This window comes from Williamsia sp. M5A3_1d, assembly GCF_053345315.1.
On record NZ_JBKEZX010000001.1, the window covers coordinates 1,022,676 to 1,038,002 of the forward strand.

The following is a 15,327-nucleotide window of genomic DNA, read 5'->3' on the forward strand; positions in this document are numbered from 1 at the left end:
GCGCCATGGGGCACACGCACGGCCACTCGCATTCACACGCGCCGACGACGGTGGACGGCTCGACGCGTCGACTGTGGCCGATGGTGGTCGGCATGGTGATCATCGGGACGTTCTTCGTCGTCGAGGTGGTCGCCGGTGTTCTGGCGAACTCGCTGGCGTTGCTCGCCGACGCGGGCCACATGCTGACCGACGTGATCGCGATGGCGATGGGACTCATCGCGTTGCTGCTCGCGCGACACGGGCGCGCCGACGGCGAGAAGACGTTCGGTTGGCACCGCGCCGAGGTGTTCACCGCCGTGGCGAACGCGGTGCTGCTCATCGGCGTCGCGGTGTTCGTGCTCTACGAGGCGTTCGAGCGACTCGGCTCCGACCCCCAGGTGCCGGGCCTCACGCTCATCGTCGTAGCGCTCGCCGGCCTGGTCGCGAATCTGGTTGTCATGCAACTACTCCGCAGCGACTCCCACGACAGCATCGCGGTCCGGGGCGCCTACATGGAGGTTCTCGCCGACGCCATTGGCAGCGTCGGCGTGCTCATCGCCGGCATCATCGCGCTCACCACTGGGTGGGGTTACGCCGACATCGTGGTCGCCGTGCTGATCGCGCTGTGGGTCGCACCGCGGGCCATCCGCCTCGCGCTCGACGCGCTGCGGATCCTGTCGCAGCGCGCGCCCGCCCACGTCGATGTCGATGCCGTGCGCGCCGAACTCGAGGCGCTGCCGCAGGTGCACGACGTCCACGATCTCCACATCTGGACGCTGACCACCGGGATGGACGTGGCCACCGTGCACCTCGGGAGCGACCAGCCCAACGCCGATGTACTGACCGCGGCGCGTGAGGTCCTCGAACGGCACGGCCTCGATCACGCGACCGTGCAGGTCGACCCGATCGAGATCCAACAGCGCTGCCACCGCGACCTGACCTGGTGATCGGGGCGGTCGCGACCGCGGTGATCGGGGCGGTCGCGACCGCGGTGATCGGGGCGGTCGCGACCGCGGTGATCGGGGCGGTCGCGACCGCGGTAAACGTCTGGCGGGACCACCGGGCGCCCGCCAGACTGTGCGCATGAGCTCCGAATCGCTGACCCGACTGCACCGCAAACCCGATCGCGGGGGAGACCGTGCGTTGCTCGACGAGATCCTCGACGAGGTGAAGGTCGGCACGCTGAGCACGGTGGTCGACGGCCTGCCGTGGTCGGTGCCGATGCTCTTCGCCCGCGACGGTGATCGGATCATCGTCCACGGCTCCACCGGGGCGGGTGCGTTGAGACAGGTCGCGACCGGCGCGCCGGTGACGCTCACCGCGTTCGTGCTCGACGGTCTCGTGATCGCCGACACCCTCTTCGACCACTCGGCGAACTATCGGTCGGCGGTTGTCCGCGGAACTCTCGACGAGGTCGATGTCGACCCGTCGCACGCGCTCGACGTGTTGTCGGACAAACTGATTCCCGGCCGTCCCGACGAGGTCCGCACACACTCGGGCAAGGAACTGGCGGCGACGATCGTGCTGGCGCTCGAGATCGTCGACGGGCAATGGATCACCAAGGCGCGCAGCGGACCTCCCGGTGAACCCGAGGACCGGTCGCACTGGACCGGGGTCGTGCCCACCCGGATCATCTCCGAGGATCCGATCACCGCCACCTCTGGCGAGGTGCCTGCATCGGTTCGCCGCCTGGTCGGGCGCTCAGCAGAATCCTGATCCGCCGCACGGGTCCTGTCTCGGTGCGGTCGGATGTCGGTGCGTGCCAACGCTCTCGGTGGGCCACACGGCCGCACGTCGACGACGATCCCTTGGATCGCCGCCGACGTGCGGCGTCATCATGAACGACTCGGCGGAGGGCCTACCCGGTCGTCACCGGTGACCGGCGTCAGCGGAGGTGCCCCGGTTGTTATCCGCCTCCGTTGCTTCCGCCGGAGCCCGTTGCGGTGGCCGTGCCGGGGTTGCCTGCGACGCCACCCGGCTCGCGAGTGCTGACACCGCCGCCGGCTCCGGCGACCGCGAGACCATTCGTCCCGTTGGCGGTGGCGTTGCCACCGTTGCCGCCGACGCTGGCCCCACCGACCGCCTCGCCGCCGGTACCGCCGAATGCGGCGCCACTGTCGGCGTTGTTCGTCGCGTTGCCTCCGTCACCGCCGACGCCGTTGCGGCTCGAACCGCCGGTGCCGCCGTGGGCGAAACCTCCGTAGGCCCCGGCGAAGGTGGCGTCGCCTCCCGCGCCGCCCTTTCCGTTCGGCTGGCTCACCCCGTTCACGCCCGCGGTCCCGGTGCCGCCCTGCCCACCGGTACCCGCCTGGCCCCCGGTGCCGCCCGCGCCACCGAGCGTGCCGTACGCGCCCATGCCGCCGTCGGCCTGGCCGGCGAACCCCGTGACCGTCGCATCCCCGCCCGCGCCGCCGTCACCACCGCGACCGCCGTTGCCGCCGTTGCCGCCATTGCCGTTCGCGCCCGCGGTACCGACCGTCGACCCGCTTCCGGCCGCGCCACCTGCGCCGCCCGCGCCGCCGTCGCCACCACGGCCGGCATCGGTTCCCGGTGAGCCGTCGCCGCCCCGTGCGCTGGTGTTCTCGGCGGTCACCGACTGACCCTTCGTGCCGTCGAGACCGTCTGCACCCTTCGCGCCGGTGCCACCGATCCCTCCGGCGCCGCCGTTGCCGCCGACACCCTGGGCGCCCTGCGAACCGCCGGTGCCCTGGATGCCGCCGTTCCCGAACCCGGGGAGACCGCCGACGCCACCGGCGCCGCCTTCGCCGCCGGCACCTCCGGCGCCACCCGCCTGGCCTTCACCGCCGTCGGCGCCCGGGGTGGAACCTGCGGCGCCGTCGGCACCCTTCGCGCCGTTTCCGCCCGCGCCACCGGTCCCACCGATGCCGCCTGCGCCACCGCTACCACTGAGCCCGGCGGCTCCGTTGGTCGATCCGGCGCCACCTGCGCCGGCGTTGCCACCGACCCCGCCGCCGCCGGCGAACGTCCCACCGCCGCCCATCGCTCCCGCTGCACCGGGGGTCGCGCCGTCGGCGCCGCGGGTGCCGGTGGAGCCATTGGCCCCCGCACCGCCGACGCCGCCGTTGCCGCCCTGGCCGCCGACACCTCGGGTCCCGTCCGTCCCGGAAGCACCCGCCGCGCCGCCCGTTCCGCCCGTACCCGCAGCTCCGCCGACGCCCGCCGCGCCACCATCGCCGCCCTCACCGCCGCCGCCGCCGTTCTGGCCGGCCGAGCCGTCCGCGCCCGCGGTCGCACCGACGGTGCCGGCAGCACCGTTCGCACCGGTGCCGCCGGTTCCACCGAACCCGCCGTTGCCGCCCTGGCCGCCGTCGCCGTTCGTGCCGGCGGTTCCCGCTGCCCCCAGGAGTCCGGCTGTGCCGCCGGCACCCGCGTTGCCGCCGGCACCGCCCGCCATCCCCACGCCGCCGGCGCCGCCGTTGCTTCCGCCTGCTCCCGGCACTGTGCCGTTCGCACCCGTGGCGCCGGTCGCGCCATCGCCCCCGGCGCCGCCGACACCGCCGGATCCGCCGGTGCCACCGCTTCCGTTCAGCAGGCCGCCGGCGCCACCGCGTCCACCGTTGCCGCCTGCCGAGCCGGCGACCCCGGTGGCGCCATCCGCCCCGGCCGAACCCGCGCCACCGTTGCCGCCGTTGCCGATCAGGCCCGCGTTGCCGCCGTTGCCCCCGGCCTGTCCGATACCGCTTGCGGCGCCACCGTTGCCGCCGTTGCCGAACAGCCCAGCGTTGCCGCCCGACCCGCCGTTCGCGCCGTTCCCTCCGTTACCGAACAACAAACCGCCGTTGCCTCCGTTGCAGGCCAGTCCGACACAGTCGGCGGCCGCATCGGTCCCGTTGCCGACGAACACCCGGATCAGGACACCGAGGAAGTCGGTGCCGCCGCCGGCAGCGGTCCCGGTCTCGCCGGTCGGCGCGACGAGTGCGTACGACGTCGCACGGGCACCGGACGTGATGGGGGTCCACTCGGTCACGGCGGGGAAGGCGCTGAATCCTGTTGCGACATAGGGTGCGAACTCCTTCGACACCGACACGAACATGGTCGTGGTGCCGCCGGCGGAAGGGCCCGTCTGCGACGGGGTCTGCGTCGATGAGCCACCGGAGAATCCCGGCCCGCCGGGCGACGAGGCGCCCGTCGTCGAGGTACCTGTGGTCGGAACGGCTTCGCCGCCCTTGCCGATCTGCGCCAGCACCGCCGAGATCGCGTCCTGGGTGAGGGCGAGGCCATCGGTGTGTGTACCGCCGGCCGACCCGTCGGTCCGGGGCGCCACGACCTCGGCGCCCGACGGCGCAGCCGATCCGACGGTGAACGCCACCGCGGCCGCCGCTGCCACGGTTGCCGTCACGGCGGTACGCACCGCCGATCTCGTAGGCACCGGATGTGCGAGGGGGGAATTGTGCATGGACACGACGGTGGTCCCTTCGACCCGCGACGGGACGCCTCGATGAGTCCGCTGATCGCTCGAGCCGGACGGTACGGACGGGGTGCAAACAGAATGCACATGTTGCCCACGCGAAGGAATTGCACTCTCCACCAACGTGGTCCGATATGCCGGATACGGGTCACGCTTCCGGGTGCTGTCCCCCGCCCACATCGGCCCGAGTGCGGGCGAGTGCACATGTTTCGCAGGACTCACATGTGCAAAAAATGTGCAGTCGCCTGACACAGTCCTCGTCGAACCCCGGGACGAGCCGGGTCGTGCGCGCGAGCGCTGGTGAGGAACGGGTCGGCAGTGAGTGCACATCGGGTCAGGAATCGGGCGAAGGCGAAGTCGCGGGCGGCCAAGGAGAACAGGCGCGGTCGCCATCGCGCATCGACCACCCACCACGAGGTCCCGGTGTGGATGAAGACCGGTGCCGTGGCGATGGGCTTCGGCGCAGCGATGTTCGCCGGTCACGGGATCGCCGCCGCCGACACGCTCGCCGGCAGCCCCGCAGGTCCATCGGCATCGTCGTCGGCCTCAGGTGGCGCAGCCGCGAACGCGACCGGCGCCGCCGACACCGCGAACTCGACGTCGGTTCCCTCGATCACCACGCCGCCGACCACAGCATCGACCACCCCGCAGACCGATTCGGCCGCATCCGGGTCTTCGACGTCGTCGTCCCCGCAGACCACACAGTCGGCGTCAACCGGTTCTGCCTCTGAGCCGACGGCGATCTACCCGACGTCGAGTGGATCGTCGACCGCATCGGGAACGCCCGCCGGGACCACCCCGTCGACGACACCCGCGACCTCGACGGCCGGTGGCGCGACAGGTTCGCCGATCACGCCGGCGACAACCGGAAAGCCCTCCTCCGGCACCGGCGCATCGTCGAGCACGAGCACGAGCACCACCACCACGACCACGGCGCCGACGACCTCGACCGCTCCGGCCCCGACCACGACGTCGGCGCCGCTCGTCTCGACCGCGGCGAACTCGGTGATCGCGGTCCCGCCGGTCCTGCGGTCGGCAGCGACGCAGTCGAAGCAGGCTGCGACGACGCCGGTGTCCGCGTTCGCGACGATCGGCCTGTCGCTGCTGGGCGTCCCCGTGGCGGCCGCGAACACGACGACCGGCACACCTGCGGCTCCCGCGCCGTTCGCCAATCCGATCGGTGATCTGGTGGCGGCATTCTTCCGGCGCATCCAGTCGGTGTTCGATCCGTACCGGAGCAACCAGAATGCGCCGACGACCGTCGACCCCGCCACGGGACAGGTCACCGGCAGCGCGCAGTTCACGAGCCCGTTCTTCCTGCCGCAGTGGTACACGATCACCGCACCCGCCGGTGGCACGGCGAGCATCGACAAGAACGGGCAGTTCGTCTACACCCCGACCGCGGCGGCGCGACACGCCGCTGCGACACCCGGTGCCGCATCGACGGATTCGTTCACCGTGACGGCGAACAACTGGATCTCGAAATCGTCGGTCGTGGTGACGGTTCCCGTCGTCCCGACCAACAGCGCGCCGGTCGCGGGAACGACCACGGTCGGAACTCCCGGCGCGAACGGAGTGGTCGCGGGTTCGGTGGCGGTGACCGACGCAGACCGGGATTCGATCAGCTACGTCGCGTCCGTTCCCACCAAGGGCACTGTGGCAATGTCCGGTTCGGGTGCGTTCACCTACACCCCGACCGCCGCGGCCCGTCACGACGCGGCCGCGACGACCGCGTCGACGGCGGCGCGCTCGGACGGGTTCACCATCACCGCCTCCGACGGTCACGGCGGTGCCACCCCGATCAGCGTCGTGGTGCCGATCCTGCCCGCGAACCAGGCGCCGATCGCCGGGACCACCACGGTGGGCACGCCGGGAACCGATGGTGTCGTGAACGGCTCGGTCTCGACGACCGACGCCGACAAGGACACGGTCACCTACAGCGGGACATCCGCCCCGTCACGCGGCAGTGTCGTCGTGACCTCGACCGGCGGGTTCACCTACACGCCGACCAGCACCGCGCAGCACGCGGCGTCGCTTCCCGGTGGGGTGACCACGGATTCGTTCACCGTCACCGCGAACGACGGCCACGGAGGTGTCGTCCCGATCAGCGTGGTGGTGCCGATCTCGTCGGCGAATCGGGCGCCGGTCGCCGGCACCACGACTCTCGACCCGACGGCCCCGAACGGGTTCCTCGGTGGAACGGTCACCGCCACCGATCCCGACGGCGACACCGTCACGTTCTCCGGCCCGGCGACGAGCGTCGGCGGCGGAACGGTACAGGTCTCGGGCAGCGGACAATTCATCTTCCAGCCGACCGGTCAGCAGCAGCACGCAGCCTCGGCGACGGGCGGCGCGACGACCGATTCGTTCACCATCACCGCTTCCGACGGACACGGTGGCGCCACCCCGATCAGCGTCGTCGTCCCGATCCTCCCCGCGAACACCCCGCCGGTCGCCGGTACCACCGTCATCGGCACACCGGGTGTGAACGGCGTCGTGACCGGGACGGTCGCGGCGACCGATGCCGACAACGACACGGTGAACTACACGGCCGGAACCGGTTCCGGCGCGCCGACCCAGGGCGCGGTGGTCGTCACATCCGCGGGTGGGTTCACCTACACGCCCGCCGCCGGGGCGGGAGCGAACGGTGCCTCCAGCGACACGTTCACGGTGATCGCATCCGACGGCCACGGCGGTGCCATCCCGATCAGCGTCGTCGTGCCGATCGCTGCGGCGAACCATCCGCCGGTCGCCGGAACCACAACCGTCGGTACGGCCGGCGTCGGCGGTCTGGTCACGGGAACGGTGTCGGCAACCGATCTCGACAACGACACCGTCACCTTCACCGCTCCCGCCGGTGGTCTCAGCACTCGAGGTGGGACCGTCACCGTCACGAGCTCCGGAGAATTCCGGTACACCCCGAGCCCGGCGGCACAGCATGACGCGGCGTCGTACAAGGCTGGTCTGAACGACACGTTCACGATCACGGCCTCCGACGGTCGCGGCGGGTCCACATCGATCACCGTCACGGTGCCGATCGCCCCGGTGAACACCGCTCCGGCAGCGGGGACGCCGACAGCGACGGTGGTGTCGTCGGAGACCGGACAGGTCACGGGATCGATCAACGCCGTCGACGCCGACGGCGACCGCCTCACCTACTCCACATCGCGCAACAGCACGACCTCGGCGGGCGGATCGATCACGGTCCTCTCCGACGGGACGTATTCCTACATCCCGACCGCTGCCTCGCGACATGCCGCGGCCGCGCCCGGCGGCGTGAGCCTCGACTCGTTCACCGTCACCGTGACCGACGGCCACCGCGGGAGTTCAGATGTGACCTTCTCGCTCCCGATCTACTCGGCGAATCAAGCGCCGACCGGCGGCGCCGTCACCGTCGACCCGGTGGGCATCAACGGAGTCGTGACCGGCCGCGTGACGTTCACCGACCCCGACGGTGACGGACTCACCTACACCGCCCTGCAGACCTCGCGCGGCGGGACGGTGGTGATCGCGTCCGACGGCTCCTTCACCTACACACCGACCAGTGCCGCCGCGCACGCCGCGGCCGCAGGCGGCCCGAACGTCGACGGATTCGGTGTCAGCGCGAACGACGGACACGGCGGCACAACCGCTCCCGTCACGGTGGTCGTGCCGATCACAACGCAGAACAACAAGCCGGCGGTGCCGACGGGCCAGAGCGGCGCGCTCATCACGAACATCGATCAGACCACCAGCGTCGCCACCGGGCGCATCAACGCCACCGACGCCGACGGCGACACGCTCACCTATACCGCCGCCACACCGGGCAAGGGCACGGTGATCGTCAACCCCGACGGCACGTTCACCTATACCCCCAGTGCGGCGGCACGCCATGCCGTCGGCGCGCAGGGTGCTCCGGCCGGCGCCAACGAGGACAGCTTCATCGTCACCGTCACCGACGGACACGGTGGCGAACTGCCGATCACCGTCACGGTGCCCGCCATCTTCCCGGCCAACAACCCGCCGGTCCCCGGGACCCCGGTGGTCGGGACGGCTGATCCGACAACCGGTGTCATCACCGGCAGGGTCACCGCGACCGACGCCGACAACGATGTCCTCGCCTACTACCCGGGATCTGCCCCCGTGTCCGGGGTCGTCGTCGTCAATTCTGACGGGACCTTCACCTACACGCCGAACACCCCGCCGTCATCGACGAGCCCCACGAGCGACTCGTTCTCGGTCTACGTGGTGGACGGTCATGGAGCACCGGTGACGGTCACCGTGCCGATCACACTGCCGCGCACGGGTGGGACCACGTCGTCGAGCAACCCCACGTCGGCGGCGTTCACTGGAACCAACCCCGGCACAGGGCAATTCGGTTTCGTACCGCCGCCCTCGGCGCCGGTGATCGTGCCGAACGGCCCCGGGTCCATGTACACCCCGCCACCGCCGCTCAACCTCCCGCCGTCGTCGTCGGGCGGCTCTTCGCAGACATCGTCGGGTGGCTCCACACCACCCGGCAAGCAGGTGTTCTGCGGTAACACCCCCACCGGCGGGATCGACTGCGAGGTGCGCTGACCGCAACCCGCTCCGAGCTGACGAACCCGCCTCGTGCATGAGGCGGGTTCGTCGGTCGGTGGCGGGATCGGGTGTTCAGCTCAGGCGAGAGCGTCGATCCGCCGCCGTACCGCGGTGGCACCGACCTCGTCGGCGGCACGACGGGCGCGGGCGAGTGCCCCGTCGGTCACGCGGCCGTCGCGACGCAGCTCGAGGAGTGCCACGAGATAGAGCGTCTCGGCGTACCAGCCGTCGAAACCCCGCTCGCGGTGCGCGACACGCGCGTCGTCGAGATGGTCTGCGGCGGCGTCGAAGTCGCCGAGAGCGATCGACAACTCGCCGAGATGGTGGTGGACGGTGCCGTACACCGACGCCCACGAGATGGTGTTCTCGTCGGGGAAGGCGGACAGGATCTCGTGGGCGACACCGCAGATCTCGGTGTTGCCGACCTGGGCGGCCACCCGCCCGATGGTGGTGATGGTGGCCAGCCAGATGTTGTCGACCGGGATCTTCTCGATGCGCTGACGGTCCCACCACGCGACGAGTTCGCCCGCCCCCTCGATGTCGCCGACATCGGCCAGAGCCGTTGCGAGAGAGGCGCGATAGGTGTCGACGATGTCGAAGCGCTCGGTGAGTGCGTCCCGGGCGGCGACGACCTCGGACATGTCACCGCGCAGCGTCCGCAGCGCCATCACCGGGCCGAGGAGGCGCCCGAACGAATAGCTCTCCGTCGGCGGGGACGGGATGTCGAGCATGGCGTCGAGACGGTCTTCGCAGCGCTCCAGATGGCCGGCGGCGAGGTCGAGGGCGAACTCGATGTAGCGCGACAACCAGGCCAGTTCGGGATCACGCGACACCTGGGCGTCGGTGAGCATCGCCGCGGTCTGTCGCGCCGCCCGCAACTCGCCGTACTCGATCTGCTGTCGGGCGATCCACACCGCGACCAGAGGGTCGATACGGCGGTCGGTGGATGTGGCGAGCAGTTCCATCAACTCGTCGTACGACTGCCGTCGGAACGCGGCGCACTGCGGCGACCGCAACGCCACCACGACCGCAGACAGGGCCGTCACCAGCGCGCCGCGGTCACCGGCGCCGCGTGCGGTGTCGATGGCGCGGACCAGCAACGCCTGGCGGGTGCTGTACCCGGACACCCAGATCAGCTCGATGGCCAACTGCGACAACAGCCGTGACGCGGCGGTTGACGTGCCGCGCCCGGTTGCCTCCAACGCCTCGAGGGCGTCGTACAGGTCGGCGATGCGTTCGCTGTCGGAATGGAAGTGGACGTAGAGGATTCCCTGCAGATCGTTGGCGAGCGTCGCCGTGACCTGGAGGTCGACATCGCGCAGGCGTCGCGCCATGTCGGCCGCGCCGAGGAGGGTGGGGCGGAAACCGGGGTCGCGGGCCTTGCGTTGGGCACGCCCCAGATCGACCCAGAGGCGGCATCGGTCGGCGGTGTCGCCGCGGGGGATGAGTCGCCGATCGGCGCTGCGGTAGAACGCGACCGCATCCTCGTACGCGCCGAGCGACATGGCCGAGGTGCCCGCACGCCACCAGTACGAGACCGCCCGCGCCCGGTCGATGTCGCGACCGCGGCTGAGGTGGTAGGCCTGCCGGGCGTACTCCTCGGGGATGCCGACCTCGCCGAGATCGGTGAGGGCCTGCGCCACCCTGGAATGCAGATCCGACCGCACGGCTCCGGGGATCTTCGCGTACACCGCCTCCTGCACCAGCGGATGTCGCATCTCCACATCGGTGCCCGACGTCGAGTCGATGACCAGCCGCTGACGGACCAGTTCGTCGAGGGCCTCGGCGAACGAGACGTCGGTCAGATCGGATGTGACGGTGCGCAACACGATGCGTGCTGACACCACGCCGACCACTGAGCAGAGTTGCAACAGACCTCGGGCGTGGGGGGTCAGCAGGCGTTCGCGCTGGTCGACCGATTCGGCGATCGAGGCCGGCAGGGCGTCGTCGGATTCCGAGAGATGCGATGCGATCAGCGATTCCACGAACAGGGGTAGCCCCCGGGTCCGCTCGAACAGGGTGATCGGGTCGAGGTCGGTGCCTGATGCCTCGATGATCTCGCCGACCTCGGCGACGCTGAGGCCGGCGAGCCGGATCCGCCGCAAACCCGTGGAACGCTCGGCGGCGGCAAGGGTCGAGCGGATCTCCTCGGCGTCGGCGTATTCCTCACGCACGGTGACGATCACACACAGACGGCTGCGTCGCGACGCGTGCACGAGATAGCGGATCATCCCGAGCGTGGCGGGCGTCGCCCAGTGCACGTCCTCGACGACGAGAACGGTCGGGCCGCGTCGGGTCGAGGTGGTGAGCCACTCGAGCACCGCGGTCATGATGGTGGCCCGGTCATCGGATCGCGGCGGATCAGGGGTGATGTCGGCGTATTGGCGCGCGGCCTTCGGGATGAGGTGGAAGATGCCGGCACCGGTCTCGCGGAGTCGCGCCCGCACCACCGTGGTCTCCGACGCCTCGATGTCGTCGCCGATCGCCTCGACGAACGGTTCGAACGCGACGACCGCCTCCTCCGAGCACCGCCCCACCAGCACGTCGGCGCCGACGGTGCGGGCGCGATCGGTCGCGGCGTGCGCGACCGTGCTCTTGCCCGACCCGGCTTCACCGGAGACGACCACCACCTGACCGTCGCCGCGCGACGCGCGGTCGATGGCGTCGGCGATCGATGCGAGTTCCGTCGCCCGACCGATCAACCCGGCCGATCTCGGCGGATCGGCCGGAGGGTCGCCGCGCAGGACCGAGAGAAAGAGGTCCTCGGTCGCCGCCGAGGGTGCCACGCCCAGTTCGTGGGCCAGCACCTGCCGGCAGTCGGCGGCTGTCTGCAGGGCCCGTCCGCGTTCACCGAGAGCCATGTGTGCGCGGATCGCCGTCCGATAGGCGCTCTCCCGGACGGGGTCGATCGCGACGAGGCGCTCCGCGGAGGAGACCGCCGCCGCGTACTCGCCCAGGCGGAACGACACCTCGGCGTTCACCTCGTGCGCGCGGATGCGGAGCGCTTCGGCCTCGTCGCGCAGCTCGTCGACCCATCGTCCTTCGACGTCGCGCAGAACGGGGCCGTCGAGGAGCCGCAACGCGGTGCGCGCGTTCGCGACGTTCGTCTCGTCGTCGAGCACCTGCTCACAGCACAGGCGGGAGTACTCGAGGTCGGTGACCGAACCCGCAGGCAGGGTCAGTCGGACGTTGCCACCGCGCGACCGGACGGTGTCGGCGGGCATGCCTGCCATCTCGAAGGTGTCGCGGACGCGGGACAGGACGCCACGCACGGCGGAGTTCCACGACTGCGGCCGCAGAGCCGGCCACAGGACGTCGGCGAGTTCCTCGAGGGTGACATCGCGGTGTCGGTTGACGGCGAGATGGGTGAGCACGATGTCGCAGCGCCGACCGCCGACCACCCGGGGATGCACCACGTGGTCGCCGTGGAGTACGGCGACCTCACCCACGAGTCGGACGGCGAGCTCCACGCCATCCGTAGTCATCACTTCACGATAGTGCAGCTCACCGCCAGAACACGACCAGGTCGTATCCGATGGACGCCAGTGCCGAACTGACGCCAGACAATTCGAACAGCCAGTAGATGACGTCGAAGAAGGCTCGGTTGACCGGCGGCAGCAACAAAATGACAAACACGATGAGGAAGCCGTACTGGCCGATGGGTGCGATCGACCGTCGGGTCTGCATCGACAGGTACGGCTCGATCGCGCCGTAGCCGTCGAGCCCCGGGATCGGGATCAGGTTCAGCACCGCCGCGGTGATCTGCAGGAACGCGAGCATCCCGAGCGCCGAATAGAAATTGATCGTCGACGCATCGATGGTCGCCACCTGCGACCGCAGGTAGGCGAGGAGACCGATCGCCACCACGATGTTGGCGAAGGGGCCGGCCAACGACACGATCGTCCGCTGGGCGCGGGTGAAACCGGCCTGGTTCACGTACACCGCACCACCGGGGAAGCCGATGCCTCCCAGCAGGATCAGCACCAACGGCAGCGTGATCGACAGCCCGGGGTGGGCGTACTTCATGGGGTTCAACGTCAGGTAGCCACGGTTCTCGGCGCCGGAGTCGCCGAACGCGAAGGCGGTCACGGCGTGTCCGAACTCGTGCAGGCACAGGGAGATGACCCACCCGCCGACCACGAGCAGCAGCGCCCCGATGATCGACGTCGCGTTGCGGCCGGGTTGCGACTGCGCGAGGATCACGCCGCCGAGAACGGTCGCGGCGCCGACTCCGAGGAACACCGGGCCCGGCCGGACGGCCCGCGCGATCTGGGTTGTCGTGCTCACGGGGTCACCAGCTTCCAGTCGTCGTGGTGGCGATAGATCGTCGAACGCTTCACCAGTCGGTCGGCGCGGACCCCGTCGCGTTCCACCACGATGTCGATGCCACCGGTCTGCACCGCGCGCCCGGCGACCCACTTCTGCCGGAACCGTTTCCGCAGCGCCCCCTCCACACCGGGCTCGGTGCGGGTGGGCCGGATCTCGACGCATGTCGCGGTGCCCAGGAACAGTCGTTCGCTGTCGACGATCGATTCGCCGGTGAACGGCTGTCCGTTCTCGCCGAGGTGTCGTGCTCCGCCGATGATGACGACCGCGGCGTCGTCGCGGACGAGGGGGACGGCGACGGCGGTGCCGGACAGCGCGAGATCGACGGCGGCCGTGCCGTGGGGGAGGCCCCATGCCGCGGTGCCCGGGGTCGCGGAGGGTGCGACGTAGGCGACCTCCACGTCGAGTCGTTCGGCGATCATCAGGCGCGACACCACGCCGCCGCAGAACGCGTCGGGGTGATCGGCGCCGCCGACCACGATCACGCGGTCGACGTCGAGTGGGGCCATGGCCTTGGCGACGCCGGCCCGGAGGGAGTCGCGGTCGAGGCCTGCCCGTGTCACGGTGAGATCGGCGAATGCCGGGGGCAGGTCGGCGTCGTTCGCGCACATCACGCTGATCGTCATGGGGTGTCGACCGCCCTCTCGTCGGCGCCCGCGCGGTGAAGGAAGCGGTGTCTGCCGTACAAAGCCAGTAGGGTTACCCCACGGTTCGGGTGTGCCCGCGCCGGAAGGAGCACGTGGAGATGCCTGCGATCGTACTGATCGGTGCACAGTGGGGCGACGAGGGTAAGGGCAAGGCCACCGACCTGCTCGGCGAGAAGCTGCAGTGGGTGGTCCGTTACCAGGGCGGCAACAACGCCGGCCACACCGTCGTCCTCCCCAACGGCGACAAGTTCGCCCTTCACCTCATCCCGTCGGGCATCTTGACGCCCGGCGTGAAGAACGTGATCGGCAACGGCGTCGTGGTCGATCCCGGCGTGCTGCTCACCGAACTCGGCGGCCTCGAGGATCGTGACGTCGACACCACGGGCCTCATCCTCTCCGCCGACGCGCATCTGCTGATGCCGTATCACGTCGCCATCGACAAGGTCACCGAGCGTTTCCTCGGCAACAACAAGATCGGCACCACCGGACGCGGCATCGGTCCCTGCTACCAGGACAAGATCGCCCGCGTGGGGGTCCGCGTCGCCGACGTTCTCGACGAGAAGATCCTCACCCAGAAGGTCGAGGCGGCTCTGGAGATCAAGAACCAGATCCTCACCAAGATCTACAACCGCCGCGCGCTCGATCCGCAGCAGGTGGTCGAGGAGGTGCTCGGCCAGGCCGAGGGCTTCACACACCGCATCGCCGACGCGCGGCTGCTGTTGAACCAGGCGCTCGAGCGCGGCGAGACCGTGCTGCTCGAGGGGTCGCAGGGCACCCTGCTCGACGTCGACCACGGCACCTATCCCTATGTCACGTCGTCGAACCCGACGTCGGGTGGCGCGTCGGTCGGTTCGGGGATCGGGCCCACGCGCATCACCACGGTGCTCGGAATCCTCAAGGCCTACACCACCCGTGTCGGGTCGGGGCCCTTCCCGACCGAGCTGTTCGACCAGTGGGGCGAGTACCTGGCGAAGACCGGTGGCGAGGTGGGTGTCACCACCGGCCGCGCGCGGCGTTGTGGCTGGTTCGACGCCGTGATCGCCCGCTACGCAACGCGTGTCAACGGCATCACCGACTACTTCCTCACCAAACTCGACGTGCTGTCGAGTCTCGACACCATCCCGATCTGTGTCGCCTACGACGTCGACGGTGAGCGTGTCGACGACATGCCCATGACGCAGACCGGTTTCCACCATGCGAAGCCGATCTACGAGGAGATGCCCGGTTGGTGGGAGGACATCTCCGGCTGCCGCACGTTCTCCGATCTCCCCCAGACCGCACAGGACTACGTGCTCCGCCTCGAAGAGCTTGCCGGCGCACATATCTCGTGCATCGGGGTGGGTCCGGGTCGCGATCAGACCATCGTGCGTCGCGAGATCCTGTAGC

General features: G+C 70.3%; 10 protein-coding genes. 4 read left to right on the forward strand and 6 right to left on the reverse strand.

The features are described 5' to 3' along the window. Positions 1–5: 5 nt before the first annotated feature. Positions 6–926: a cation diffusion facilitator family transporter gene (locus ACLBW1_RS04735; RefSeq protein ID WP_447810377.1), complete on the forward strand. Its 921-nt coding sequence runs from the start codon at positions 6–8 to the stop codon at positions 924–926. 136 nt (positions 927–1,062) lie between these two features. After that, positions 1,063–1,695, forward strand: a complete 633-nt coding sequence (locus ACLBW1_RS04740; protein ID WP_447810378.1) for a pyridoxamine 5'-phosphate oxidase family protein — start codon at positions 1,063–1,065, stop codon at positions 1,693–1,695. A gap of 190 nt (positions 1,696–1,885) precedes the next feature. Here the strand turns inward: ACLBW1_RS04740 and ACLBW1_RS04745 are convergent, their stop codons facing one another. From ACLBW1_RS04745 to ACLBW1_RS04755, 3 genes are all read right to left on the reverse strand, one after another. Beyond that, positions 1,886–4,339, reverse strand: coding sequence for a hypothetical protein (locus ACLBW1_RS04745; RefSeq protein WP_447810380.1), 2,454 nt, complete (start codon positions 4,337–4,339; stop codon positions 1,886–1,888). Positions 4,340–4,887: 548 nt separating this feature from the next. Next, positions 4,888–5,109, reverse strand: a complete 222-nt coding sequence (locus ACLBW1_RS04750) for a hypothetical protein (protein ID WP_447810381.1) — start codon at positions 5,107–5,109, stop codon at positions 4,888–4,890. Positions 5,110–5,151: 42 nt separating this feature from the next. Continuing rightward, a complete protein-coding gene (locus ACLBW1_RS04755) occupies positions 5,152–5,619 on the reverse strand; it encodes a hypothetical protein (protein ID WP_447810382.1) in 468 nt (155 codons plus the stop codon). On the opposite strand from ACLBW1_RS04755, the gene ACLBW1_RS04760 reads away from it, so the two are divergent. Continuing rightward, positions 5,597–8,965: an Ig-like domain-containing protein gene (locus tag ACLBW1_RS04760; protein ID WP_447810384.1), complete on the forward strand. Its 3,369-nt coding sequence runs from the start codon at positions 5,597–5,599 to the stop codon at positions 8,963–8,965. The genes ACLBW1_RS04755 and ACLBW1_RS04760 overlap by 23 nt on opposite strands. Positions 8,966–9,045: 80 nt before the next feature. Here the strand turns inward: ACLBW1_RS04760 and ACLBW1_RS04765 are convergent, their stop codons facing one another. Genes ACLBW1_RS04765 through ACLBW1_RS04775 form a run of 3 tightly spaced genes read right to left on the reverse strand, consistent with a single transcriptional unit; the run spans position 9,046 to position 13,920 of the window. Continuing rightward, positions 9,046–12,453: an ATP-binding protein gene (locus ACLBW1_RS04765; RefSeq protein WP_447810385.1), complete on the reverse strand. Its 3,408-nt coding sequence runs from the start codon at positions 12,451–12,453 to the stop codon at positions 9,046–9,048. Positions 12,454–12,472: 19 nt separating this feature from the next. Next, positions 12,473–13,255, reverse strand: a complete 783-nt coding sequence (locus ACLBW1_RS04770; protein ID WP_447810387.1) for a site-2 protease family protein — start codon at positions 13,253–13,255, stop codon at positions 12,473–12,475. After that, entirely contained in the window at positions 13,252–13,920 is a 669-nt protein-coding gene (locus tag ACLBW1_RS04775; protein ID WP_447810389.1) for a hypothetical protein, read from the reverse strand. Before ACLBW1_RS04775 ends, ACLBW1_RS04770 begins: the two co-directional genes overlap by 4 nt. Positions 13,921–14,039: 119 nt before the next feature. On the opposite strand from ACLBW1_RS04775, the gene ACLBW1_RS04780 reads away from it, so the two are divergent. Continuing rightward, positions 14,040–15,326: an adenylosuccinate synthase gene (locus tag ACLBW1_RS04780; RefSeq protein ID WP_447810391.1), complete on the forward strand. Its 1,287-nt coding sequence runs from the start codon at positions 14,040–14,042 to the stop codon at positions 15,324–15,326. Position 15,327 lies beyond the last annotated feature (1 nt).